20 protein-coding genes are annotated in these 25,878 nt (G+C 68.8%); 13 read left to right on the top strand and 7 right to left on the bottom strand.

Features of this window, described 5'->3' with window-relative positions; genetic code table 11:
* Window positions 1-18: 18 nt before the first annotated feature.
* A complete protein-coding gene (locus DFLDMN_RS23120) occupies window positions 19-1,221 on the top strand; it encodes an aminotransferase class I/II-fold pyridoxal phosphate-dependent enzyme (protein WP_423200203.1) in 1,203 nt (400 codons plus the stop codon).
* Window positions 1,222-1,271: 50 nt separating this feature from the next.
* Complete coding sequence (locus tag DFLDMN_RS23125) at window positions 1,272-1,970, top strand: RraA family protein (protein WP_423200204.1); 699 nt, start codon at window positions 1,272-1,274, stop codon at window positions 1,968-1,970.
* Here DFLDMN_RS23125 and mdeB read toward each other — a convergent pair whose 3' ends face one another.
* Window positions 1,971-4,643 carry an alpha-ketoglutarate dehydrogenase gene (gene mdeB, locus DFLDMN_RS23130; protein WP_423200205.1) on the bottom strand — a complete coding sequence of 891 codons (2,673 nt, stop codon included), beginning with the start codon at window positions 4,641-4,643 and terminating at the stop codon, window positions 1,971-1,973. It lies immediately after the preceding gene.
* 113 nt (window positions 4,644-4,756) lie between these two features.
* The gene (locus tag DFLDMN_RS23135; RefSeq protein ID WP_423200206.1) at window positions 4,757-5,194 is read right to left on the bottom strand and encodes a RidA family protein; all 438 of its coding nucleotides are present in this window, start codon (window positions 5,192-5,194) and stop codon (window positions 4,757-4,759) included.
* 129 nt (window positions 5,195-5,323) lie between these two features.
* On the opposite strand from DFLDMN_RS23135, the gene soxR reads away from it, so the two are divergent.
* Window positions 5,324-5,854, top strand: coding sequence for a redox-sensitive transcriptional activator SoxR (gene soxR / locus DFLDMN_RS23140; protein WP_423200207.1), 531 nt, complete (start codon window positions 5,324-5,326; stop codon window positions 5,852-5,854).
* Between the two features lie 123 nt (window positions 5,855-5,977).
* Here the strand turns inward: soxR and serA are convergent, their stop codons facing one another.
* A complete protein-coding gene (gene serA / locus DFLDMN_RS23145; protein ID WP_423200208.1) occupies window positions 5,978-7,180 on the bottom strand; it encodes a phosphoglycerate dehydrogenase in 1,203 nt (400 codons plus the stop codon).
* A gap of 146 nt (window positions 7,181-7,326) precedes the next feature.
* Complete coding sequence (locus tag DFLDMN_RS23150; RefSeq protein WP_423200209.1) at window positions 7,327-8,718, bottom strand: PLP-dependent aminotransferase family protein; 1,392 nt, start codon at window positions 8,716-8,718, stop codon at window positions 7,327-7,329.
* A 383-nt stretch (window positions 8,719-9,101) separates the two neighbouring features.
* Here DFLDMN_RS23150 and DFLDMN_RS23155 point away from each other — a divergent pair, with 383 nt between their 5' ends.
* From DFLDMN_RS23155 to DFLDMN_RS23190, 8 genes are all read left to right on the top strand, one after another.
* Window positions 9,102-9,584 carry an MSMEG_0572/Sll0783 family nitrogen starvation response protein gene (locus DFLDMN_RS23155; RefSeq protein ID WP_423200210.1) on the top strand — a complete coding sequence of 161 codons (483 nt, stop codon included), beginning with the start codon at window positions 9,102-9,104 and terminating at the stop codon, window positions 9,582-9,584.
* Window positions 9,585-9,608: 24 nt separating this feature from the next.
* Entirely contained in the window at window positions 9,609-10,625 is a 1,017-nt protein-coding gene (locus DFLDMN_RS23160; RefSeq protein WP_423200211.1) for a Nit6803 family nitrilase, read from the top strand.
* Window positions 10,576-11,697: an MSMEG_0568 family radical SAM protein gene (locus tag DFLDMN_RS23165; RefSeq protein WP_423200212.1), complete on the top strand. Its 1,122-nt coding sequence runs from the start codon at window positions 10,576-10,578 to the stop codon at window positions 11,695-11,697. Before DFLDMN_RS23160 ends, DFLDMN_RS23165 begins: the two co-directional genes overlap by 50 nt.
* Complete coding sequence (locus DFLDMN_RS23170; protein ID WP_423200213.1) at window positions 11,694-12,239, top strand: MSMEG_0567/Sll0786 family nitrogen starvation N-acetyltransferase; 546 nt, start codon at window positions 11,694-11,696, stop codon at window positions 12,237-12,239. Before DFLDMN_RS23165 ends, DFLDMN_RS23170 begins: the two co-directional genes overlap by 4 nt.
* On the top strand, window positions 12,236-13,255 hold the full coding sequence (locus DFLDMN_RS23175) for a sll0787 family AIR synthase-like protein (protein WP_423200214.1): 1,020 nt from the start codon (window positions 12,236-12,238) through the stop codon (window positions 13,253-13,255). Before DFLDMN_RS23170 ends, DFLDMN_RS23175 begins: the two co-directional genes overlap by 4 nt.
* Window positions 13,246-13,533: an MSMEG_0570 family nitrogen starvation response protein gene (locus DFLDMN_RS23180; protein WP_423200215.1), complete on the top strand. Its 288-nt coding sequence runs from the start codon at window positions 13,246-13,248 to the stop codon at window positions 13,531-13,533. Before DFLDMN_RS23175 ends, DFLDMN_RS23180 begins: the two co-directional genes overlap by 10 nt.
* An 83-nt stretch (window positions 13,534-13,616) precedes the next feature.
* Window positions 13,617-14,900 carry an MSMEG_0569 family flavin-dependent oxidoreductase gene (locus DFLDMN_RS23185; RefSeq protein WP_423200216.1) on the top strand — a complete coding sequence of 428 codons (1,284 nt, stop codon included), beginning with the start codon at window positions 13,617-13,619 and terminating at the stop codon, window positions 14,898-14,900.
* 430 nt (window positions 14,901-15,330) lie between these two features.
* Window positions 15,331-18,369 carry an HD domain-containing phosphohydrolase gene (locus DFLDMN_RS23190; protein ID WP_423200217.1) on the top strand — a complete coding sequence of 1,013 codons (3,039 nt, stop codon included), beginning with the start codon at window positions 15,331-15,333 and terminating at the stop codon, window positions 18,367-18,369.
* Between the two features lie 116 nt (window positions 18,370-18,485).
* On the opposite strand, the gene DFLDMN_RS23195 is transcribed toward DFLDMN_RS23190, so the two are convergent.
* Together DFLDMN_RS23195 and DFLDMN_RS23200 are read right to left on the bottom strand one after the other, a co-directional pair.
* A complete protein-coding gene (locus DFLDMN_RS23195) occupies window positions 18,486-20,255 on the bottom strand; it encodes an EAL domain-containing protein (protein ID WP_423200218.1) in 1,770 nt (589 codons plus the stop codon).
* Window positions 20,256-20,581: 326 nt separating this feature from the next.
* Window positions 20,582-21,700, bottom strand: a complete 1,119-nt coding sequence (locus DFLDMN_RS23200) for a GGDEF domain-containing protein (RefSeq protein ID WP_423200219.1) — start codon at window positions 21,698-21,700, stop codon at window positions 20,582-20,584.
* 376 nt (window positions 21,701-22,076) lie between these two features.
* Here DFLDMN_RS23200 and DFLDMN_RS23205 point away from each other — a divergent pair, with 376 nt between their 5' ends.
* The gene (locus DFLDMN_RS23205; RefSeq protein ID WP_423200220.1) at window positions 22,077-23,504 is read left to right on the top strand and encodes a hypothetical protein; all 1,428 of its coding nucleotides are present in this window, start codon (window positions 22,077-22,079) and stop codon (window positions 23,502-23,504) included.
* Between the two features lie 127 nt (window positions 23,505-23,631).
* The gene (locus DFLDMN_RS23210; RefSeq protein ID WP_423200221.1) at window positions 23,632-24,609 is read left to right on the top strand and encodes a TIGR03571 family LLM class oxidoreductase; all 978 of its coding nucleotides are present in this window, start codon (window positions 23,632-23,634) and stop codon (window positions 24,607-24,609) included.
* 118 nt (window positions 24,610-24,727) lie between these two features.
* Here DFLDMN_RS23210 and DFLDMN_RS23215 read toward each other — a convergent pair whose 3' ends face one another.
* Window positions 24,728-25,816 (bottom strand): NAD(P)H-dependent flavin oxidoreductase, encoded by a 1,089-nt coding sequence (locus DFLDMN_RS23215; RefSeq protein ID WP_423200222.1) that lies wholly within the window; start codon window positions 25,814-25,816, stop codon window positions 24,728-24,730.
* Window positions 25,817-25,878 lie beyond the last annotated feature (62 nt).

Raw genomic sequence — 25,878 nt, forward strand, 5'->3', positions numbered from 1 at the left:
CACTCGCTAACGACCATCATGAGCCTCATTGCCGCCCGCCTGAATCGCATCAAACCGTCGCCGAGTTCCATGGCCGGCCAGCGTGCCCGCGAACTGCGTGCCGCCGGCCGCGACATCATCGGCCTGACCTCCGGCGAGCCGGACTTCGACACGCCCGCGCATGTCTGCGAAGCGGCCACGCGCGCGATGTCGAAGTCGCAGACCAAGTACACCGACGTGGGCGGCACACCCGAGTTGCGCGCGGCCATCGCCGACAAGTTCCGCCGCGACAACCAGCTCGACTACGCGCCCAACGAACTGATCGTCGGCACCGGTGGCAAGCAGATCATCTTCAACGCCTTCATGTGCACGGTGGAAGCCGGCGACGAGGTGATCGTGCCCACGCCGTACTGGGTCTCGTATCCGGACATCGTGCTGCTGGCCGAAGGCAAGCCGGTGTTCGTCGACTGCCTGCCGGCCAACGGCTTCAAGCTGACGCCGGAAGACCTTGAGCGCGCCATCACGCCGCGCACGCGCTGGCTGGTGCTGAACGCGCCCAACAATCCGAGCGGCGCGGCGTACTCGCACGACGAGTTGAAGGGCCTGGCCGAGGTGCTGATGCGCCATCCGCACGTGTGGGTGATGACCGACGATATCTACGAGCACATCCTCTACGACGGCCGCAAGTTCGCCACCATCGCGCAGGTGGAACCCGCGCTCAAGGCGCGCACGCTGACCATCAACGGCGTGTCCAAGGCGTATGCCATGACGGGCTGGCGCATCGGCTACGGCGGTGCGCCGGCGACGCTGGTCAAGGCCATGGTCAAGCTGCAGTCGCAGAGCACCTCGAACCCGTCCTCGATCAGCCAGGCCGCGGCGCTGGCGGCACTGAGCGGGCCACAGGACTTTATCGCCGAGCGCACCGCGATCTTCCAGGCGCGGCGCGACGCGGTGGTGAGCGAGCTCAACCGCGTGCCGGGCATCCGTTGCCACGTGCCCGAAGGCGCGTTCTACGTGTTTCCGTCGTGCGCCGACGTGATCGGCAAGGTCACGCCGGGCGGGCAACGCATCGAGACCGACGAGGACTTCGTGCTGTACCTGCTGGAAGCGCAGAATCTTGCGGTACTGCAAGGCGGCGCGTATGGTGTGTCGCCGTTCTTCCGCATTTCGTTCGCGACCTCGATGGCGAAGCTGGATGCCGGACTGGCGCGCCTGCGCATGGCCTGCGAGGTGTTGAGGTAACGCGCGCACGCACCGATCGACCGACACTCACCGACGCCCAGGGATCTCCCATGACCTCCACCCCATCCATCCAGTGGCCCGCGGGCTACCGCATCAACCCGCGCGCGGCCGGTCCCGCGCCCGGGCTCGTCGCCGCGTTCCGCACCATGCCGGTAGCCGCCATCGGCGATGCCATGAGCCGCAACGTCGGCACCTACGGCCTGCGCCAATACCACGCACGGCTCGACACCGTGCTGTGCGGCCCGGCCGTGACCGTGCGGGTGCGCCCGGGCGACAACCTCATGATCCACAAGGCGCTGATGATGGTCGAGCCCGGCGACGTGCTGGTGATCGACGGCGGCGCCGATGTGACGCAGGCCCTGGTCGGCGGCCTGATGCGTACCACCTGCATCGCCCGGCGGCTCGCTGGTCTGGTCATCGACGGTGCCGTGCGCGACCGGCTCGAATGGGCCGAGGACGGCATGCCGATCTTTGCGCGCGGCCATACCCATCGCGGCCCGAGCAAGGACGGTCCCGGCGAGATCAATGTGCCGATTTCCTGCGCGGGCATGGCGGTGATGCCGGGCGACCTGATCGTCGGCGATGCCGACGGCGTGATCGCGGTCCCGGCGGCGGAAGCCGAAGACGTGCTGCGCCGCACGCACGCGCACCTTGAGCGCGAGGCGAAAATCCGCGAGACCAACCGCACCGGCACCGCCGATCCCGAGCGGTTCGATGCGGTACTGCGCGCCAAGGGCCTGCCGGTCTGATCAGCGCTGCCAGGGAGCCTGCGCGTCCGCGCGCAGGCCGTATCGCGCCAGTGCCTGCGCATGCAGCGCAGGATCGAGCGCCTGCAGCGCGCTGGCGACGATATGGTGGCGATCGATCTCGAAGAAGCGCCGCAGGGCGCCGCGGGTATCGCTGCGGCCAAAGCCGTCGGTACCGAGCGCGATATAGCGCGCCGGCACATACGGCGCGATCAGTTGCGCGTACGCCCGCACATAGTCGGTGGCGGCCACCACCGGCGCGTCGCCGGCCAGGCATTGCGCCACATGGCTGCGCGCCTCGGTCTCGCCGCCGAACAGCTGGCGCCGCTCGCACTCGCGCGCATCGCGCGCCAGTTCCGGAAAGCTGGTCACGCTCCAGATCTCGCTCGCCACCTGCCACTCGTCCGCCAGCAGGGCTGCGGCGGCAATGACCTCGCGCAGGATCGGGCCCGAGCCGAGCAGGCGCACGCGCGGGGTGCCCTCGCCGCGCGTATCGAAGCGGTACATGCCGCGGATCACGTCGGCATGGGCCGTGGCCGGCAGCGGCGCCTGCGCATAGTTCTCGTTGTTGACGGTGATGTAGTAGAACTCGTCGCGCTGGTGTTCGAGCATGGCGCGCGCACCGTGATCGATGATGACGGCGGCTTCGCCGACAAAGGCCGGGTCGTAGGCGCGGCAGTTGGGCACGGTGGCGGCCACCAGCTGGCTGCTGCCATCCTGGTGCTGCAGGCCCTCGCCGGACAGCGTGGTGCGGCCTGCCGTGGCACCGATCAGGAAGCCGCGCGCACGCTGGTCCGCGGCTGCCCAGATCATGTCGCCGACGCGCTGGAAGCCGAACATCGAGTAATAGATATAGAACGGCAGCATCGGTTCGCCGTTCACGCTGTACGAGGTCGCCGCGGCGGTCCACGACGCCATCGCGCCAGCTTCGGTGATGCCTTCCTCGAGCAGCTGGCCGTCCTTGCTCTCCTTGTAGTAGAGCATCGATCCGGCGTCTTCCGGCTCGTACAGCTGGCCCACCGGCGAATAGATGCCGATCTGCCGGAACAGGTTGGCCATGCCGAAGGTTCGCGCTTCATCGGCGACGATCGGCACGATGCGCGGGCCGAGGGTCTTGTCCTTGATCAGGTTGGAGAACAGCCGCACCACGCCCGTGGTGGTCGACACCTCGCGGCCGTCCGGCGCAAACGCAAAGCTGGCGTAGCTGTCCAGCGGCGGCACCGGCACCTTCGGCGCGGTGGCGGTGCGGCGCGGCAGGTAGCCGCCCAGTGCCGCGCGCCGCTCGCGCAGGTAGACCATCTCGGGGCTGTCTTCGGCGGGCTTGTAGAACGCCATCGATTCGAGGGCCGCGTCGTCGAGCGGGAGCGCAAAGCGCTGGCGGAACGCGCGCAGGGCATCGAGATCGAGCTTTTTCTGCTGGTGGGCCGTCATGCGCGACTCGCCGGCATTGCCCATGCCGTAACCCTTCTTGGTCTTGGCGAGGATCACGGTAGGGCGACCCGTGTGATGCACGGCCGCATGGAAGGCCGCGTGGAGCTTGCGCAAGTCATGGCCGCCGCGACGCAGGCCGTCGATATCGGCCGCGCTCATGCCGGCCACGAGCGCCTTCAGCTCGGGGTCCTGGTGGAAAAAGTGCGAGAGGTTGTAGTCGCCATCCTTGGCGCCGAGGTTCTGGTATTCGCCATCGACCATCGCGGCAAAACGCCTGAGCAGCGCATGGCGGGTGTCGCGCGCGAACAGCGGGTCCCACTCCGAGCCCCAGATCACCTTGACGACGTTCCAGCCCGCACCCGCGAACAGCGCCTCCAGTTCGTTGATGACCTGGCCGTTGCCGCGCACCGGGCCGTCCAGGCGCTGCAGGTTGCAGTTGATGACAAAGGTCAGGTTGTCGAGCTGTTCGCGCGCGGCGAGGGACAGCGCCGCGAGCGATTCCGGTTCATCCATCTCGCCGTCGCCGAATACGCCCCAGACGCGGCGGCCCGTGGTGCGCGCAAGGCCGCGGTCCTGCAGGTAACGCAGAAAACGCGCCTGGTAGATGGCGCTGATCGGACCGATACCCATCGAGCCGGTCGGAAACTGCCAGAAGTCGGGCATCAGCCACGGATGGGGATAGGAGCACAGGCCACCGCCGTCGACTTCCTGCCGGTAGCGTCCAAGCTGTTCCGCCGACAGCCGGCCTTCGAGAAACGCGCGCGCATAGACGCCGGGTGCGGAATGGGGCTGGAAGAACACCAGGTCGCCCTGGCGGCTGCCATCGGGGGCCACGCCATCGGCGCGGAAGAAATGGTGGAAGCCGACCTCGAAGATCTCGGCGGCGGACGCGTAGCTGGCCAGGTGCCCGCCCAGTTCGCCGTACGCCTTGTTGGCACGCACCACCATGGCCAGCGCGTTCCAGCGCAGGATGGCGGTCAGCCGTTCCTCGATGGCACGGTCGCCGGGGTAGGGGGGCTGCGCGGTGGCGGCAATCGTATTCTGGTAGGCGGAGTACGGATGGGCGCGGGCGTCGAGGCCCAGGTGGCATGCATGCTCGCCAAGCCGCTCGAGCAGAAAGCCGGCGCGTTGCGGCCCCGCATGCTCGACCACGCCGGTCAGCGCGTCGGTCCATTCCTGTGTTTCGAGCGGATCGATATCGAGGCCGCCGTCGATGCGCATGGCCAGCTTGTCCGAGTGTCCCATTGCCGTGTCTCCGTTGCAGAACTGAAGGTCTGCAAAAGATTCTAGGCGCGAGGGGGCAGCAGAAGCTGCGTATTGTTCCGCGCTGTCGCAGGAACCGCAGCATATCGTGCCGGCTATGCGGTCGGCGGCAGCACGGCTATCGCGTCGATCTCGAACAGCATGCCGTCGAGTGCCAGCCGCGGCACCGGAATCAGCGTGCACGCCGGAGGCGGCCAGTCGCCGAGCAGTGCCCGCCACGCCGCCGTGAAGATCCGCAGGCGTTCCGAGCTGTGGTCGACCACCAGCGCGGTGATCTTGACCACATCGGCGATATCGGCGTCGGCGGCCTGCAACGCGTGCCGCAGATTGGCCAGCGCCTGCTGCACCTGCACCGCGAAGTCCGGCGCGAGCTGGCCATCGGCATCCTCGCCGCCCTGGCCGGCGGCATAGACGATGCGTGCGGGCAAGTGCGCGACCACCGTATGCGTATAGCCGTTGGGGCGTGGATCGTACAGCTCGGGGGGATTGATAAAGTCGATAAAGGCAGGCGGAAAGGCAAAGGGCGCGTTCATGGGCGAGGGCGACGATGGGACATGGGGCGATGGGACGATGGCGCAGTATCAAACCTCAAGTACGCTTGAGGTCAAGCGCCGCCGCCGCTAGCATGATGGCTTGCCCCGGATACCGTTTCCCCGTCAGCCATGCCTTCCCGCCCATCGTCGTCCGCCCCGCCTTCCATCCCGCCCGCGGTCCCACCTTCCGCCGCCCCCCGCAAACTGCGCGCACGCGATCCCCTCACCGTGGGCGAGGTCGCGGCACGCAGCGGTGTGGCCGTGTCGGCACTGCATTTCTATGAAGCCAGGGGCTTGATTGCGAGTACGCGCAGCGCCGGCAACCAGCGCCGCTATCCGCGCGGGGTGCTGCGCCGGCTGGCGGTGATTCGCGTGGCGCAGCGCATGGGGTTGCCGCTCGCCGTGATCGCGCAGGCGTTCGAGACACTGCCGAAGTCCAAGGCGCCGACCGTGGCGGACTGGCGCAAACTGTCGGCGGCATGGCGGGAGGATCTCGATGCGCGCATCCGGACCCTGACCATGCTGCGCGACCAGCTCGACGGCTGCATCGGTTGCGGCTGCCTGTCGCTGCGCGCGTGCCCGCTGCGCAATCCGCAGGATGTGCTGGGGCAGGCGGGGCCGGGCGCGCATGTGGAATGCCCGCCCAGGACGCGCGCGTAAGATGCCCGCGTGGCGGCGCCGGGCGGTCCGGCAGGTACCGGCCCGGTGTCGGTCGCATAGCGGCCGGGTAGCGGCCGGGTAGCGGCCGGTTATCGCTACTCGGTTATCGCTCGTGGAGCCGTGCTACGCCGTGATCGTGCGGGTGCGGATCACCGTCGGATCCTCCATCAGCTGCTGGACCCATCCGGTCGGCGGCACGACGTTGATATCGGTGATGGCGTAGCCGATATCGCCTTCCGTCTGCAATTGCTGCGCGACGATATTGGCGCCGATATCGGCCACCGCCTGGTTGAAATGCGACAGCGCACCGGGCCGGTTGTAATGGATGTTGAGGATGCGCGCGGGCGCCTGCAACGGCGCCGGCTGGATCTCCGGCAGGTTGACCGCGCCGATGGTGGCCCCGGTCTGCAGGAAGCCGATCAGCTTGCTGGCCACCTCGACGCCGATATTCTCCTGTGCCTCCTCGGTGCTGCCACCGACGTGCGGCGTGAGGATGACATTGGGCTTGCCCTGCAGCGGCGACAGGAACGGATCGGTGTTGCTGCGCGGCTCTTCGGGAAACACGTCGATGGCGGCGCCGGCGAGATGGCCCTCGTCGAGCGCCGCGGCCAGCGCCGGGATATCGACCACGGTGCCGCGCGAGGCGTTGATCAGGATGCCGCCGCGCCGGATGCGGCCGATCGCGGCCCGGTCGAGCAGCAGGCGTGTCTGCGGCGTGGCCGGCACGTGCAGCGTGACCACGTCGGCCTGCGCCAGCGCATCGTCGAGCGATGCGACCGGCACCGCCGAGCCCAGCGACAGGCGCGGCCGGATGTCGTAGAACACCACGCGCATGCCCATGGCCTCGGCCAGGATGCCGACCTGCGCGCCGATATTGCCGTAGCCGATCACCGCCAGCGTCTTGCCGCGGATCTCGAACGAGCCCTTGGCCGACTTCTGCCACTGTCCCTGGTGCGCGGCGCGGCTCTTCTCGGGGATGCGCCGCATCAGCATGATGGTCTGCCCGATCACCAGTTCCGCCACCGAGCGGGTATTGGAGAACGGCGCGTTGAAGACCGGAATGCCGGCATGGGCGGCCGCGGGCAGGTCGACCTGCGAGGTGCCGATACAGAAACAGCCGACCGACAGCAGGTGCCGCGCCTGGGCAAAGGTATCGGCCGTCAGGGTGGTGGCCGAGCGGATGCCGAGCAGTTCATGCGGTTGCACGGCCTGGACGAGCATGTCGCCCGCGAGGGCCTTGGGTTGCGTGGCAACCTGCAGCCTGGCGTGGGCCAGGGCCTGCTGGGCGCTGGCGTGGATGTTTTCGAGAAGCAGGGCGCTGGTCATGAGGGTCCGGGAAATCAGTCAGGAAAGAAGGGGCGCCTGACAGAACATACCATCGACCAGAGTCCGTGTCGGGACCAGGGGATTACGCCGGCCATGCAGGTGCCGGGCGGCCGGCGCGCATTGCCGGCGCCCGCCACACCGTGCCGCTACAGCATGGCGCTATGCAGATGATGCGGATCGTCGAGCGTGTCGATCACGATCTGCAGCGATTCCTCGACTTCCTCGGCATCGCCGGGCCCGCCCAGGCAGATGCGGACCGCGTCGGGCGGATTGCCGTCGGTCGAGAAGGCCGCGCTCGACACCACGCCGATGCCGCGCGAGCGCAGATGCAGCGCCAGCTCCGATGGGCGCCAGCCCGCGGCGGGCGGAATCGGCAGCCACAGGTGGAAGCCCTCGGGGTCGGCATCGTAGGCGTGCCCGGCCAGCACTTCGCGCGCGCGCGCCTGGCGGGTCATGCTGTCGGCGCGGATCGCCGCGATCATGTCGTCCGCGGTGCCATCCTGGATCCACGCCGTGGCCAGCAGCGTGTTGAACGGACTCGCCATGACCGTGGTCGCCCGCAGCGTGCCGGCCAGCCGTTGTGCCTGGCGCGGCGTGGGCGCGGACAGGAAGGCGATGCGCAGGCCGGCGCCGAAGGTCTTGGACATGCCGGTCAGGTAATACGTAAGCTCGGGCGCCAGCCGTGCCATCGGTTCGGGCGTCTCGCGCGGCAGCATGCCGTACGCATCGTCCTCGATGATCGGTACGTTATAGCGCAGCGCGATATCGGCAAGTATCTCGCGCCGCCCCTGCGGCATGGTGCGCGTGCTCGGATTCTGCAGCGTCGGATTGACATAGAGCGCGCTCGGCAACTGCGTGCGGCACAGCGCCTCGAAGGCCGGACCCAACGGACCTTCGTCGTCGGCCGGTAACGCCTGCAGGCGCACGCCGAGCTGCGCGGCGATGGCCTTGATGCCCGGATAGGCCAGGGTATCGAGGCAGATCGCCTGGCCCGGGCGCACCAGCTGCGACACCAGCGCCACCAGCGCGCTATGGATGCCCGGGCAGATCAGCACGGTGTCGGCACGGCAGTCGGGCAGGCGGCGCCGCAGCCAGGCCGTGGCCACGGCGCGGTCGGCCGGCGTGCCGCCGAAGTCCTGGTAGCGCAGCAGCGTATACGGATCGGCGTTGCCGAGCAGGCGCGCCGCGGATTCGCGCAGGCGCACCGTCATCGCGGCGGGCTCGGGTGGCATGTTCATGCTCATCTCCGCGCCGGTGCCGGCCTGCAGCGGCAACGATGGCGGGCGTCCGCGCACGAAGGTACCGGCCCCGGCCTTGGCATCGATCAGCCCACGCTTGCGCGCTTCGGCATAGGCCCGCGCGACCGTGGTGTAGTTCAGCCGCAGCGCCTCGGCCAGGTCGCGTAGCGCGGGCAGGCGGTCGCGTGCGCGCAGACGGCCGCTGGCGAGGTCCTCCTCGATCATGTCGGGGATGGTCAGGTAGGCAGGCCGGTCGCTTTCGGCAAGGCGCTTGAGCCAGTGGCTGGCAAGACTCGACACGATGGACTCCTCATTCGGATGCCAGCTCCGCAGCAGGTTTCGTGCCCGCAGGATCGCCATCCGGGCGCGCCTTGATCGTATCTTGATCGGCTCGATGATGGTGCGTGAAGGACCGTTGCGGCGCGCACGCATGCCCCGCTGTCGCGCACGGCTTCCACCGTGGTGCAGGGCCGCCCGGCACCGCTTGTATGGATCGTGTCGGCACGATTCCGCGACGTGAAAAATCACCGATGCAATCAATGACGGCTGCCGCCATCGATCGGGTCTTGATCGCATGCGCGCGGGCCGGCGATGGCACGGGCGTTGCGAAATGGCATGGCATCGGCGTCCTGGCGCAACCAGGGCCGATCATCGATCCGATCCACTTTCCAGAGGAGAGCACCATGCCCGCAGTCAGCGCCCCGCTTCATCGCAAAGGCGATTTCTTTGTCGACTACGAAGAGAAGGTCTTCGAGGACGTGAAGGCCGAACCGGGCCAGAAGGCACTCGTGACGTTCCACACCGTCGCGTTCGAAGGTTCGATCGGCTTCGTCAACATGCTCCAGGCCACGCGCCTGCAGCGCAAGGGCTTCGAGACCTCGATCCTGCTGTACGGCCCGGGCGTGACGCTCGGCGTGCAGCGCGGCTTTCCGACGCTCGGCGACGAGGCCTTTCCCGGCCATATGAACTTCAACAACCAGCTCATGAAGTTCATGGCCGAAGGCGGCAAGGTTTACGCGTGCCGCTTTGCGCTGCAGGCGCTCTATGGCCATGGCGAACCGTCGCTGATCGAAGGCATCCGTCCGATCAATCCGCTCGACGTGCTCGACCTCAAGCTGCTGCACCACAAGGCCGGCGCGGTGATCGTCGATACCTGGACGGTCTGAGCGCGCGGCGTCACGAGGACCATCATGTCACGTCAACGCATTGTGCGCGCGGCCGCGGTACAGATCGCGCCGGACCTCGAACGCGGCGAGAACACCGTCGGCAAGGTCTGCGAGGCGATCGACCGCGCGGCGCTGGAGGGGGTGGAGCTGATCGTCTTTCCGGAGACGTTCGTGCCGTACTACCCCTACTTTTCGTTCGTGCGCCCGCCGGTGCAGTCCGGCGCAGAGCACATGCGGCTGTACGAGCAGGCCGTGGTGGTACCCGGGCCGGTGACCGATGCCATGGCCGAGCGCGCGCGCCGCCATGGCATGGTGATCGTGCTCGGCGTCAACGAGCGCGATCACGGCAGCCTCTACAACACGCAGCTCATGTTCGACGCGGACGGCCGCCTGGTGCTGAAGCGCCGCAAACTCACCCCGACTTTCCACGAACGCATGATCTGGGGACAGGGCGATGCCGCCGGCCTCAAGGTGGCGCGTACCGCGGTCGGTCGCGTGGGCGCGCTGGCCTGCTGGGAGCACTACAACCCGCTGGCGCGCTATGCGCTGATGACGCAGCACGAGGAGATCCACTGCAGCCAGTTTCCGGGCTCGCTGGTAGGTCCGATCTTTGCCGACCAGATCGAAGTCACGATCCGCCATCATGCGCTGGAGTCGGGTTGCTTCGTGGTCAATGCCACGGGCTGGCTGACCGATGCGCAGATCGCCTCGGTGACCACCGACCCGGGCTTGCAGAAAGCACTGCGCGGGGGCTGCAACACCGCCATCGTGTCGCCCGAGGGGCAGCACCTGGCCGCGCCGCTCACGGAAGGCGAGGGCATGGTGGTGGCGGACCTCGATCTCTCGCTGATCACCAAACGCAAACGCATGATGGACTCGGTCGGGCACTACGCGCGGCCCGAGCTGCTGAGCCTGGCCATCAACGACCGGCCTGCCGCCACCGCCATGCCGATGGCGGCGGCATTCGACAACTTCCACGGGAGTCACCACGATGAAGTCCAGCGAGACGATGCCTGCCTCGAGCCGGCAGTTGATGACTGAGCTGCAGTCGTCAGGATTGCGCCTGGTGGACCCGCAGGCCGGTGCCGCCAGCCGGCGTGGCGGCGCGGGGCCGTCCGATCACAAGGCGGTGACCATCGATGGCGTGACCATCATGGTGCCCGTGCATACCAGTACCGCGTGGAACTCGCCATTCGTGGCCAGCGCGCCCGATGCCGAGGGCCAGTCGGCGCTGCTGCGCGGCACCATCCCGATCGCCAGTATCAGCTTTCCGCGCGCGCCACGCTTTGCCCGGCTGCAGACGCTCGACGGCGTGCCGTACTCGCATATCGCCACGCTGCACGGCGCCGATGTGCTGGCCACCACGGTGCTGCAGACCTGCATCCGCTTCGAGAGCCGGCGCAAGACGTGCAAGTTCTGCGCGATCGGCCAGTCGCTCGCGGCCGGCCGCACCGTGGCACGCAAGACGCCGCAACAGCTGGCCGAGGTGGCGCGTGCGGCGGTACTGCTCGATGGCGTCAAACACATGGTGCTGACCACCGGCACCCCGCCCACGCCGGACCGCGGTGCCGCCATCCTGTGCGAGAGCGCATTTGCGATCAAGGCGGCAGTGGACCTGCCGATCCAGGCGCAATGCGAGCCCCCCGACGACGACGCGTGGTTTGCGCGCATGAAGGCCGCCGGCATCGATACGCTCGGCATGCACCTCGAAGTGGTGACCCCGCAGGTGCGCGCGCGCGTGATGCCGGGCAAGGCCAGCGTGCCCGTGAGCCGCTATATGGAGGCATTTCGCGCCGCCGTGGCGGTGTTCGGCCGCGGTCAGGTCAGCACCTATATCCTCGCCGGCCTGGGCGACAGTGCCGAGGCCATCCTGGACATCTCGCGCGAGCTGATCGCGCTCGGCGTCTATCCGTTCGTGGTGCCGTTCGTGCCGATCAGCGGCACGCCGCTGGAAGATCATCCGGCGCCCACACCCGCGTTCATGCAGTCGATCCTGCAGCCGCTCGGCGCCATGGTGCGCGCGGGTGGCATGCGTGCGGCCGATATCAAGGCCGGCTGCGGCAAGTGCGGCGCGTGTTCGTCGCTTTCGTCCTACGAGGAGATGGCAGCATGACCGATGATCTGTGCGTGGAGGTCCCGCTCTCCACCGTCTATCGCATCCGCTGGGCCACCGCGCCATGGGAGGTCAGTGCCGCCATGCAGTTGCGCCGCGCCGTGTTCTGCACGGAGCAGGGTCTCTTCGACGGCGACGACCGCGACGAGATCGACGATATCGCGCAACTGCTGGTGGCGGTTAGAAGCGAGGCGGGCGCCAACGACGAGGTGGTCGGTACCGTGCGCATTCATGAAAGCGAGCCGGGCGTCTGGTATGGCTCGCGCCTGGCGGTGGCCGCGGCCTGGCGCAATCACGGCAAGATCGGCGCCACGCTGATCCGGCTCGCCGTCAGCAGCGCCCACGCGCTCGGCTGCCGCCGCTTCCTGGCCCATGTGCAGAGCCAGAACGAGCCGCTGTTCCGGCGCCTGCACTGGCGCTCGCTCGGCGAAGAGACGCTGCTGGGCCGGCCCCATCACCGCATGGAAGCCGACCTGCACCACTATCCGCCGTGCACCACACCGCATGTCGGCTTTACCGCGCCGGGCGGGAGCCGCGCATGAGCGTCGCACGGATCGTGGCCGACTTGCGCGCCAGCCGTGGCTTTGCGCACAAGACCGACATCGCGGGCCTGCTGGCGTCGCTGAGCGGTGCGCTGCCGGGCGGGCTGGCCGATCTTGGCCAGGCCGTCGCGGTTGGCGACGACTGCGCGGCCATTGCCGATGGCGATGGCTACCTGTTGTTCGCGATCGAAGGCATGGTCGGCGATTTCATCCGCACCATGCCATGGTTCGCGGGCTACAGCGCGGTGATGGTCAATGCGAGCGATGTCTATGCCATGGGCGGACGGCCGCTCGCCGTGGTCGACGCGATCTGGAGCGAAGGCGTGGCCGGTGCCGGCGAGGTTCTGGCCGGCATGGCGGCGGCCTCGGCCGCCTATGGCGTGCCGATCGTGGGCGGCCATACCAATGCGCGCAGCGGCGACGGCCAGCTTGCCGTGGCGATTCTCGGGCGCGCGCGCCGGCTGCTGTCGAGCTTTGCCGCCCGGCCCGGCGATCATCTGCTGATGGCGGTCGACCTGCGCGGCGCGTTTGCCGAACCGTATGCGTACTGGAATGCCTCGACCACGGCGCCGGCGGCGCGCCTGCGCGGCGATCTGGAACTGTTGCCGGCATTGGCCGAGGAAGGCCTGTGCGCGGCGGCCAAGGACATCAGCATGGCCGGCACGCTGGGTACCGCGCTGATGTTGCTCGAATGCTCGCGCGCGGGCGCCACCATCGATCTCGCGCGCATTCCGCTGCCGCCGGGCGTGCCGCTGGCGCGCTGGCTGTCGGCGTTTCCCAGTTTCGGCTTTGTGCTGGCGGTGCCCGGCGCCCAGGTGGAGGCTGTCGCGGCGCGTTTTCGCGCGCGCGGCCTGGCCTGCGAGGACATCGGCACGATCGACGACACGCGCCGCGTGACGGTGCGCGACGAGACTGCGCAGGCCTTGCTGTGGGACTTCGCGCGCGAGCCGTTCATCGTGCCACCCGCTCCATCAGCCACCGCATCATCCACGCCTGAGAGTACCCCATGCCAGTGACCTACTTCCGCATCGTATGGCCGGATCATACCGAAGCGACCTGTTACTCGCCGTCGACCATCGTCGAACAGCACTTTGCGGCCGATACCGTCTACCCGCTCGACGACTTCCTCGCGCGCGCCCGCACCGCGCTGGGCGCCGCGTCCGAGCGGGTGCGTCAGCGCTACGGCTATGCCTGCTCGTCGGCGCTGGACCAGCTTGCGCAGATCGAGACCACCGCGGCCCGCTTTACCGCGCAACCGGACGCCACCGTGCGCTTTGTCGGCTTTGGCCGCTGAACGCCGCCCGACGACCTCATCGGACGACCTCATCGGACGACCTCATCGGACGACTCCACCGCATTACAGAAAAAGGAACGGCCATGTCTGCCAACAGTATCGAACACTACAGCGTCATCATCGTCGGCGGCGGTCAGGCCGGACTGTCGATGAGTTACTACCTGTCGCGCGCGGGCATCGACCATCTCGTGCTCGAAGCGAAGACGGTCACGCATACCTGGCGCGAGCAGCGCTGGGACGCGTTCTGCCTGGTCACGCCGAACTGGCAATGCGCGCTGCCGGGGCATCCGTATGCCGGCAACGATCCGCATGGCTTTATGAAGAAGGACGAGATCATTGCCTATCTCGACGGCTTTGTGCGCATGGTCGATGCCCCGGTGCGCGAGCATACCGAGGTGCTGCGCGTCAGACCGCGCGGCCAGCAGGACGGCGGCGGCTTCCACGTCAGCACGAGTGCCGGCGATCTTACCGCCGACCAGGTGGTGGTGGCATCGGGCGGCTACCGCACGCCGATCGTGCCGCGCATGGCGGAGCGCCTGCCGGCCGGCATCCTGCAGGTGCAATCGGCCGACTACCGCAATCCGCGGGCGCTGCCCGACGGCGCCGTGCTGGTGGTCGGTTCGGGCCAGTCGGGCGCGCAGATCGCCGAGGATCTGCATCTGGCCGGGCGCAAGGTTTACCTCGCGGTGGGGCAGGCCCCACGCTGCGCGCGTTTCTATCGCGGGCGCGATGTGGTGGACTGGCTCGCGGACATGCAGTACTACGATATGCCGGTGGGCGAGCATCCGCTGCGCGAAGGCGTGCGCGACAACACCAACCACTATGTCACCGGCCGCGATGGCGGGCGCGATATCGACCTGCGCAAGTTCGCCACCGAAGGCATGGAGCTCTACGGCGCGCTCGACGACTACCGGGACGGCATGCTGCGCTTTGTGCCAAACCTGCGTGAGAACCTCGACGATGCCGATGCCACGTACAACCGCATCAATGCCGGCATCGACAGGTACATTGCGCGCCATGACATCGCGGCGCCGCCCGCGAGCGTGTACGAGCCGGTGTGGACGCCGGCGGAAGAGCGCACCGCGCTCGACCTGGCCCGCGCGGACATCGGCTCGATCGTCTGGTGCGTCGGCTTCCGCCCGGATTTCGGCTGGCTCGATGCGCCGGTCTTCAACGGCAAGGGCTATCCCGGCCATCAGCGCGGCGTGACGCCGGTGGAGGGGCTGTATTTCCTCGGGCTGCCCTGGCTCCATACGTGGGGCTCGGGGCGCTTCTCGGGCGTGGCGCGCGATGCCGCCTATCTGGCCGAACACGTGGTCGCGCACCGCGCACGCACGGCGCACGAAGGCACCGCGCTGGCTGCGTAAGGCACCGCGCTGGGCGCGCAAGGCACGGCCGGCGCGGCATCATGTAACCGGCATGGTTGTCGCGTCGTGCCAACAGTCATTGGCAGCCTGCCGTCCGCGCCGGTTGCCCCTCGCACGGGGGACGGCCACACGCCAGGCGGCGCGCGGCCAGCGCTGGCCGCCAGCGGATCACCCTCGGATCACCCTCGGATCACCCTCGGATGACCCGCGTGCCACCATCGCCGCGGCGCCTTGACTTGTGGGTGAAACGGCCATCGGCGAATATGGCACTCCACAGGCGGGCATGCGTCCGCAACGGGGGAGGCCGGGCGCGCCGGTATGGAGGCAGGCAGCGTTCGGCATCGGAAGCCAATAACGTCAAAAAAAGAGTTCCGCCATGCCGTCGGCCACCTTCCTGCGACCCCGCCAACGGGTCTTGCAGGCCTTGCGGATGTTCCGCGTTTTCCGGGTATTGCGCGTTTTCGGGGTATTGGGTTTCTGGCTGTCCGGCGGACGCTGGGGCCGGCGCGCCACGGTAAGCCTGCACGTCCTGATCGGGGCGCTGGTGCTGACGTTCGCGGCCGCCTTCGTGGCCGTGGCCATCGTCGCGCCGGTGTCGCGCTTCCATACGCTGGCGGTCGAGCGCGCCCGCACCGAGTTCTCGCTGGTAGCCGAGCGCAGCGCCGATCAGTTGCGGACGACGCTGGCCGGCGCGGTGACGGCGGTCAACGGCCATGCCTTGCTCGCGCCCGAGCGCGTGCTGGCGGGGGGACAGCTCGACGAGGCCTCGCTGCTGCCGGGCCTGCTGGCCACGCTGCGCGCCAACGAGCGCATCTACAGCGTCTATTACGGCCTGGCCGATGGGGCCTTTCTCCAGGTGATCGCGGTGCGCGGCAGCGCCGAGGTGGCGGCCGCGGTGCGGGCGCCAGCCGATACCTGGTACGCCGTGCGCGCGATCGGGCCGGCCGTGCGCGGAGGCGGCAGTACCGAGACCTGGCGCTATCTTGGCGCGGACGAGCACGAAATCGACGCGCTGGCGCATGCCAGCGTCTATGTGCCGAGCGAACGGAACTGGTACCTGGGCGCGATGGCGTCTGCCGGGGTCGAGGTCACCCCCACGCCGTACATGTTCGAATCGCTGCGCGATCTCGGCCTGACGCTGTCACGTGCGTTGCCGGGCGGCGGCGGCGTGTTCGGCCTCGATATCTCGCTCGACGGTATCGACCAGCAGGTGACGGAATTGCTGCGTCATCGCGAAGGCGGCATTCTCGTGACCACCAGCCGCGGCGAGGTGCTGGCCGGCCATGCCGCGCCGCGCATCAACCAGGCCGCACCCACGCCGCTGCAGCCGATCGATGCGGCCGCCAGTCCGTTATTTGCCGTCGCCGGCAGCATCGCGGACCACGACGGCGGCTTTGTGCGCGACGTCAATGGCGAGTCGTTCGTGTTCTTCCGCCGCTCGGTGCCGATGACCGCGCGCGAGGCCCTGCATGTGATGTCGTTCGCACCGGCGCGGCTTTATACGGGACCGATCGAAGCCGCGCGCGACGGCATCGTGCTGATCGCGGTCGTGGTGCTGCTGATCGTGCTGACGCTGTCGACCCTGATCGGGCGCCATGTCACGCGCGCGCTGCGGAGCGCGACGGCGGCGGCCGAGCGCATTCGCCGGCTCGACTTTACCGGCGACGCCGTACCGCGCTCGGGGGTCTATGAAGTGGATATGCTGGGCGCCGCGCAGCAGACCATGCAGGAGGCCATCCGCGCGCGCACCGCGGCGCTCGATACCGCGCTGGCGCGGCTCGAAGCGCTGGTGGCGGGCAGTACGCGCCTGTCGGCGTGCACCGAGCGCGCATCGATGATTGCCATCGCGCTGTCGTGCATGCGGGACCTGGCGGCGCAAGCCGGGGCGGAAGACGTGGCCCGGACCGCGGTGCAGGATGGACTGCCCACCGCCACCTCCACCTCCACCTCCACCTCCACCGCGGCCCAACGCACCACCGCGCAGTTCTGGCTGGCCGGGCGGCGTGACGAACTCAAGTGCCTGGGGGCGCTCGGCCCCGACCTGTCCGCCGCCGACGTCGCGCGCGCATGCGCGGCGGCGCTCGCGCAGGACGATACCGTCCGGCCGCGCGCGCCCGGGCATGGCGACGGGGTCGACGGGGCGGTGCCTGTGCTGGCGGTACCGGTACGCTGCCGCGGCAAGCGCCCGGCCGGTGTGCTGGTGCTCGCCGGCACCCCTGTGCACGAGGACGGCGTGGTGCGCCATATCGAGGTGCTGGCCACGCTGGCGGGGACCACGCTCGACCACCTTGCGCTGGTCGACGAGCAGCGCGCGTTGATGGAATCGATGGTGCAGCTGCTGGCCGGCGCCATCGATGCCAAGAGCGCCTACACGGGCGCGCATTGCGCGCGCGTGCCGGAACTGGCCGGCATGCTGGCGGAGGCCGCGTGCGCGGTGGACACCGGCCCGCTGGCCGGCTTTGCCTTCCGCAGCGAAGCCGAATGGCGCGAATTCCGCATCGGCGCCTGGCTGCACGACTGCGGCAAGATCACCACGCCCGAGTCCGTGGTGGACAAGGCCACCAAGCTGGAGACCATCTGGAACCGCATCCACGAGATTCGCACGCGCTTCGAGGTGCTGCTGCGCGATGCCGAGATCGACCGGCTCCGCATGCTGCTGGCCGGCGGCGAGCGCGCGCGGGCCGATGCGGTGTTCGAGCGCCGCCGCGCCACGCTGACCGACGACTTCGCGTTCGTCGCGCGTTGCAATGTCGGCGGCGAATCGATGCCGGCCGCCGATGCCGCACGCATACGCGCGATCGGGGCGCAGACCTGGATGCGTCATTTCGACGATCGCCTCGGCCTCTCGCATATCGAGGAAGCGCGCTTCGCGGGCCGGCCCGCGCCGGACCTGCCGGTGGCGGAACGCCTGCTGGCGGACCGGCCCGAGCATATCGTGCCGCGCGCGGCGGACGCCGGCTACGACGCGCGCCATGGCTTCTCGATGTCGACGCCCGAACACCTGTACCACTATGGCGAGCTGCACAACCTGTGCGTGAGCCGCGGCACGCTCACGCCCGAGGAGCGCTACAAGATCAACGAGCACATCATCCAGACCGTGGTGATGCTGGACCAGTTGCCGTGGCCGCCCGACCTGCGGCGCGTGCCCGAGTATGCGTCGACCCACCACGAGACGCTGACGGGCACCGGCTACCCGCGTGGCCTGGTCGCGCGCGACCTGTCGGTGCCGTCGCGCATCATGGCCATCGCCGATATCTTCGAGGCGCTGACCGCGGCGGACCGGCCCTACAAGCGTGCCAAGCCGCTGTCCGAGGCGGTGCGGCTGCTGGCGGGCTTCCGCGCGCGCGGGCATATCGACGGCGACCTGTTCGAACTGTTCCTCACCTCCGGCGTATACCGGCGCTATGCGGAGATGTTCCTCGCGCGGGAGCAGATCGACGAGGTCGACATCGCGGCCTATCTCCACTGAAGCGGGCGTCACGCCCGGGGGCAAAACGCCGAACCGGGCCGCAACGGCGACTGGCTCGCGGTGCCCGGCACTGCGCGAGGCCTGCCCGCGGTTGGCGCTGTGCCGCGCCCGGCCGCCTACGGCTTGACCGTGAAGATCTCCGCCAGCGGCGCCGGCCGGTGGCGCAGGTAGCCCTGCGCATAGTCGATGCCGATCTCGCGCAGCAGCCGTTCCACGGCTTCGCTCTCGACGAACTCGGCCACCGTGAGCTGGCCGGTGATATTGGCCACGTCGCGGATGCAGCGCACCGTGGCCTGGTTGACGCGGTCGCTGGTCAGGTCGCGGATAAACTGCCCGTCGATCTTGAGATAGTCGACATCGAGGTTGCGCAGGTAGCTGAAGGAGGCCGCGCCGCTGCCGAAGTCGTCAAGCGCGAACCGCACGCCGTGCACGCGCATGCTGTCCAGGAACGACGACGCCTCGGCCAGGTTCATGATGGCCGCGGTCTCGGTGATCTCGAAGCAGACCTTGTGATGGTCGAACGGGATGTCCCGCAGCAGCTCGGCCACGAAGCGATGAAAATCGCGATCGCCGATCGAGAGCCCCGACAGGTTGATGGCCACGGTACCGACATGCGCCAGCTCGTCGCGATGCGCGTGCATCCAGCGAAAGACCGTGCGCACCACCCAGCGGTCGATCCGTGCCGCGAGGTGAAAGCGTTCGGCCACCGACAGGAACGCGCCCGGATTGATCAGGTTGCCGTTGTCGTCGACCATGCGCAGCAGCAGTTCGGCATGGACGCCGCACTTCTCCATCTGCAGCGGCATGATGCGCTGCCAGTACAGCACGAACTGGTCCTTGTCGAGCGCCTGTTCGAGCCGGCGCGCCCACTGCATGTCCTCGCGGTGCGCCTCGATGATCTCGTCGGCCGGCAGGTAGGTATGGACACGGTTGCGGCCCTCGGCCTTGGCGGCGTAGCAGGCGCTGTCGGCGGCCTGCCGCAGCGCGGCCGAGGTGGTCCAGCGGTCGTCCACCGGCACCAGGCCGGCACTCGCGCCGACGTGGAAACGCTGGCCGCCGTACTGGAAGCGGAACTGGTCGATATGGCGGCAGATGGTCTCGGCGATACGTTGCGCCGACTCGATCGAGCAGTGGCGGAACACCACGCCGAATTCATCGCCGCCGAGCCGGGCCACCACGTCGGTGGGCCGCACCGAGCGCTTGATCACGCGCACGATCTGCCGCAGCAGTTCGTCGCCGGCGGCGTGGCCCACCGCGTCGTTGACGAGCTTGAACTGGTCGAGGTCGATAAACATCAGCGCATGCTGCACGGGCGATTCGGTGGCCTCGGCCAGGATCGCATTGAGCCGGCGATCGAATTCGTCGCGATTGATGATGCCGGTCAGCGTGTCGTGGGTGGCGCGGTATTCCATCTCGCGGCCCAGGCGGTACTGCTCCGACATGTCGCGGAACACCAGTACGGCACCGATCGGCGCGCCGCGCGCATCGTGGATCGGCGAGACGGTGGCCTCGACATGATGTTCGGCACAGGCGCGGCTCAACAGGATGGCGCGGCCGAGCGGCTGGCGCGCCACGCCTGCCGCCAGGCCGCGGCGCACCGGATTGCGCACGCTGAGCCGGGTGTTCTCGTCGAGCAGGCGGAAGACCACCTCGCTCGGGCGGCCGCGCGCCGCGGCGTGGCTCCAGCCCGTCAACTGCTCGGCAATCGGATTGAGGTATTCGACCCGGCCTTCCGCGTCGGTCGTGATCACCCCCTCGCCGATCGCCTGCAGCGTGACGTGCAGGCGCGCATGCTGGTTGACGAGCTGGCGCCGCATGGCACGCAACTCGTCCGGCGAGGCGGCGTCGGATACGTGGACGGCAAAGGGAGTCGGGTTCGCGGACATCGTCGTGAGGCCGGGTGACCGGCAGGGGCGTCGGGCGCAAACGCAAAGGCAGACGGGCGTAGAGCGGCGGATGATGGCAGGGCGCCGCAGCAAGCCCGTGTCGGCGCGGGCCGATCTGCGCGTCGGCAAATCCTGAATGAGATGCTTTCCGAGCGCTTATCGCAAGCCTGCAGCGACACCCGCCGCGACTGCGGCGTGCGTACTGGAAAAAATCGCGTGCGGATTGGCAAAAGCGGTGCGCGCATGGGTTGGCGCAGGGGACAACCACGGCGCGCAACGAGGGCGCGCAACGAGGGCGCGGGAAGACTCCCGGTCCGCGCCGGCGCTCAGCGGCGCTGGCGCAGGACCGCGGTGCGGGCGCGCGGGGTGCCGATGCTGGCGTCGTTGCGCGCCAGATCGTCGGCAAACGCGGTGCGCTTCTTGCCGAGTTCCTTGGCGAGGTACATGGCGCGGTCGGCCTGCTTCATCACGCTGCGCACGTCGGGCTCCTCGCCGGCGCGGCCCGCCTCGAGCATGCAGATGCCGATACTCGCGGAGATGGACACCTCGTGCCCGCCGATCTGGTGCAAGGTGTCGAGGTAGGCATGGATCGCACTCGCCAGCGCACGGGCCTGGACACGCGTCTGCGCGGCCAGCGACAGCACCACGAATTCGTCGCCACCCAGCCGCGCGATGGTATCGCCGCGCCGTGCCTGCCGCACCAGCTCGCGTGCAAACTGCAGCAGCAGTTCGTCGCCCACCGCATGACCGAAAGTGTCGTTGACGTCCTTGAAGCCATCGAGGTCGATCAGCAGCAGCGCGGCCTGGCCACCCTGCAGCTTGAGGGAGGTGATGGCGCGCTCGATGGCGCGATCGAGACTGGCGCGGTTCCACAAGCCCGTCAGCGCATCGGTGGCCGCGCGGCGCTCGATGCGGTCCACCAGCACATAGAGATAGAACGAGGTGGCCACCACGCCCAGCACGAGCCCGATACCGGCCGGACGGTTGGCGATCCACCACGGTTCCACGCCCATCAGGGCCGACATGCCGAACACCGACACCGCACAGGACAGCGCGAGCGGGCCCTTGCCGTAGCGGCAGCCCGCCCCGACCAGGAACCAGAACACCACGAATAGCAGCGGCAGCGCGGAGCGCCCGCCGATCAGCAGGGCCGCGACCACCATGCCCTGGTCGACGCAGGTGGTCATGGCGAGGCGCCAGACCGAACGGCGCTTCTGTACCAGCAGCAGGACATAGCTGGCCACGCCGAACACGACGTAGAGCGCCACCATCGCCAGGGTGGCGAAGCCGGCCGCCGACGGATGGATCAGCGCATAGAAGACGTAGAGCAGCAGGGCGACCGCCCCAAGGGCAATGCGCAGCGTGGCTTGCTCTTTCTCGGGCTGATCCTGGTAGTCACCGAACAGCGCCTTGCCACGCCAGCTTTCCGGATTGGACAGCGACATTCCGGTTTGTCCTTGCGATCGGTCGAAGTAGGGCGCGTATTGTAGCGTGGCGCCCGCGCACACCCGTTTGACGGTTGCACGGGCCGAGGCGCCATCGCACTGTTTTGCGCGGCCGGCACCGCCAGGTGCCGGCCGCATCGCGGCATCGCCAGCGCGGACCGGCGGGCTCCGTCCTACAACGCGGTCGATTGCATGCACCGAATGTATACCCACCCGAAGTAGGGGCGTGCGTGCGGCCGCGCCTTGATCTTGGTCAGCCAGCGTGCTTTTTGCCGATGCCAGACTGCGTGCAGCCGCGCATCGCCAGCACGCAGGCAGCCATAACAACGTCTGGTCCCCCACTTGTCCGCTTACTCAACGACGGAAGGAAGACGTCATGACGACAACGCGACACCGGGTGGGATGGGTGGTCCTGGCCGCCAGTACGGCGGCTGCATTGGCCGGCGTTCCGGCCGCGGCGATGAGCGCGGGCGACCCCGTGCCCGCTCCAGCGCCCGGGCCGTTGCCCGCGACCGCACCGGCACCGGCAACCGCATCGGCTCCAGGTACGCATGGACAGGTCACGTACTGGTCGCCGTACCATCCCCACTGCGCGGGCACCCTGATCATGCCGCGCGTCATGCTGACCGCCGGCGAATGCCTGCGCCGCCGCTCGCGCGACCGGTATTTCCTGCGCATCGATGGTGTGCCCACCGCCGCCAGGAGCATGCGCAATCGCGCGCGCGTGGGACCCATCGGCGATCTCGGCGTGGTGTTGCTGGACCGGCCATATGTCGGGCGAAGCGCGGGCGGTATGGCGGCCATTCCGAGTTATCGCCAGGAACAGATCGCATTGACCGACGGCAATGCCGCGCTGACCGAAGGCACGAGGCTCGTCGCCTATACCAACGATGCGGTCCAGCGCCGCCCGGTGGGCGCGCCGCGCCGCTGGAGCGGGTACCTGCGCAAGGGCGGGCGTCCCGGCGACGAAGCGCAACCGGTGCGCCCGCTGGTCTATCGGTCGGTGGCGGGGTATCGCGGCTTCGAGCCGCAGCGGCTCAATGGACGCAGTCCCAACCAGCTGTTCAGTCCCACGCTGATGCGCCTGTTCTATTCGTCTCGCAACCGGCGCTCGTCGCGCACGCCGTTCGGTGTGGGCGACGCCGCGCTCAACGATGCGCTGATCCTGACCGCGGGCATCGACGCGGACCGCCACGAGCAGATCGTCTCGCCGATCCCGCCGGCACAGCGCGGCGGCGGCGTGTTCTACCTCGACGCCGGTGGCCGCGAATGGCTGGCTGGCAGCGTGATGGGGGCCCACATGCAGGTCCGCCATAGCGAGCTGTGGCCCTGGGTCTTCGGCATTCTCGTGAAGCACGGCATGCTCGGCGAGGCCAGGCAACTGGCACGCGCGGTGCTGGGCACGGGCAGCTGGGGCGATAACGATCGCCAGGGCGCGATCGGCGATATCTACCTGTACGACAATCCCTACACGCGCGAGATCGAATTCTTCCGCCTGATCGGGCTCGACCGGCACGGACGCTACGGTTACTTTCCCAACAGCCGCAAGCACACCGAGCACTGGCAATACCTCGGCACCGAACTGCCCGAGGCGCGCGAAGTGACGACGCCGATCCACGCGTGGCAGGAGGGCCGTAACGACGGCAAGGCCGGCGATATCTTCGTGCGCATGCATCCGGTGCGCGGTGCGGTCGAGTTCTTCCGGCTGAAGCAGACCGGCGCCGAGGGCAAGGCGCCGCAATTGCCGCCGGACGCCGCCGGCAACGAGCATTGGGAATACCTGGGAACGGATATCGTGGTATAGGCTAGCCAGGAGGTAGCGCTGGCCACCCGGGGCGGTCACCGAAGCCGGCCGCCACCACCCGCTACCTCGGCTACCTCAGTCACCTCAGTCACCTCAGTCACCAGCTGCCGCCCACCGCCGCCAGGAGATGCCCATGCCAGTCGACCGCGCCCCCGACCTGCCCGCCGTGGCGGCACAGCTGTTCCAGCCGCAGGCGTTATCGATCGGGCTGGTGCTGCCGATGCTTGGCGCCGGCGAGGTCGTCGCGGATTTTGCTCAGCAGCTCATGCTGGCCGCGCATGCCGAGGCACTCGGTTTTCGCGCGCTGTGGGTGCGCGACGTGCCGCTCAACAGCGATGCGTATCCCGATCCGGTCGGGCACCTCGATCCCTGGGTATTGCTGGGAGCGCTGGCCGCGCGCACGCAGCGTATGGCACTGGTCAGCGGCGCCGTGGTGCTGACGCTGCGCCATCCGCTCCATATCGCCAAGGGCGCGGTCTCGGTCAGCGACCTGTCGGGTGGCCGTTTTATCCTGGGTCTGGGGTCGGGCGACCGGCCACCCGAGTATGCGGCCTTTGGCCAGGACACCGCGGCGCGGCGCGATCTGTTTCGCGATCACTGGAATACCGTGAGCGCGGCCTTGCTGCTGCCGTCGCGGGTCGTGCCCGAGCGCCCGCCGGAGCCGGGGGGCGAACCGGCGGGCGCGTTCTACCTGCTGCCGCGCCTGCAGGCACCGGTGCCGATGCTGGCGGTGGGTTCGGGCGGGCAGAGCGTGGACTGGATCGCGCGCCATGCCATTGGCTGGATGACCTACCACCGCGATCCCGACGCGCAACGCGACCGCTACCGCATGTGGCGCCAGGCCGCCGAGCGTGTCGCGGGGGGCCAGTTCCGCGCATTTGGCGTGGCGACGCGCCTGGAGCTCTGCGACCGCCGCGACGAGTCACCCGTGCCGATCGCGCTCGGCTACCGCACCGGCGCACGCGCCCTGGTCGACCTGCTGGCGGCCATGCGCGATGCGGGCACCCATCACGTCGCGTTCAATATTACGGACTCGCGGCGGCCACCGCGCGAGGTCATGGAAGAACTGGCGCGCGAGGTGCTGCCCGTGTTTCATGGCGACTAGGCGCTGACACGCGGGGCGCCGGCCCCGCGCCGCCATGGCCACTGTCGAGGCCATGGATGCCGTGGAGACCGGGCGGCCATGGACGCATGCCGCAGGCCCGCCCCGGTCGCCGGACGCGTTACGCGCGCAGCGCGCGCAGCGTGTCCGCCAGCTCGCTGGCTAGCAATGTCACCAGATCCCCCGCCGCCATGCCACGGGACAGTGGCGCCGCCTGACCCGCCCACTGCGCCGCATAGTCGGCGGACCCCTTGGCCTTGGCGGCCGCATGGAGCGCCTTGCCGGCGTCGTACGCGATCGGATAGTCGGGCACGGGCGGATGGTCGAGTGCCTCGCCCAGCGCCATCAGGCGGTTGTGAATACCGCGCGCGGGGCGGCCCGAGATCGCGCTGGTGAAGGCGGTGCGGAACGGCAGGCCCGACAGCAGCGCGTTGCGATAGGCGGCATCGGCCGCCGACTCGGTGGTCGGCACGAAGGCGGTACCGAGCTGCGCGGCCTGCGCACCGAGCGCGAGCGCGGCGGCAATGCCGGCGCCGTCCATGATGCCCCCGGCCGCGATCACCGGCAGCGTGGTGTGGCGCACGATCAGCCGCACCAGCGCCATCGTGCCGAGTCCCTCATCGGCCGCACTTGTGTCGAACATGCCGCGATGACCGCCTGCTTCCACGCCTTGCGCGACGATCGCGTCGACGCCGGCTTCGGCAATGCGCCGCGCTTCGTCGAGGTTGGTCGCGCTCGCCATCACGTAGATGCCGGCCGCACGCAGGCGGTCGATCCATTCGCGGCGCGGCAGGCCGAAGTGCAGGCTGACCACGGCCGGTTTTTCTTCCAGCAGCATTGCCAGCATCGCTTCGTCGACCACAAAGCTTCTGTAGATCTCGCTGAGCTGCGTCGGCGGCTCCGCGCCCCAGCGCGCGAAGTCCGCCGCCAGGTATTCGAGCCACGCCTGCTCGCGCGCGCCATCGGCCACTGCCGGGGGATGGCAGAACAGGTTGATGTTGAACGGCCTGTCGGTCAGGGCGCGTGTATCCCGTATGACCTTGCGCGCGCCGTCGGCATTGGTGGCGCCCACGCCAAGCGAACCGAGGCCGCCGGCATTGGAGACGGCGGCTGCCATGGCGGGCGTACTGACGCCGGCCATGGGGGCCTGGATGATCGGCAGCGCGATGCCGAGGCGGGACAGGAGCGGATTGCGAATGGATACGGACATGATGGACTCAGGAACGGTCGAACAGGATTGCGGTACGTCAGGAACGGTTGGACAGACGAATC

Source organism: Cupriavidus sp. H19C3, from assembly GCF_049393815.1.
Lineage (GTDB): Bacteria > Pseudomonadota > Gammaproteobacteria > Burkholderiales > Burkholderiaceae > Cupriavidus.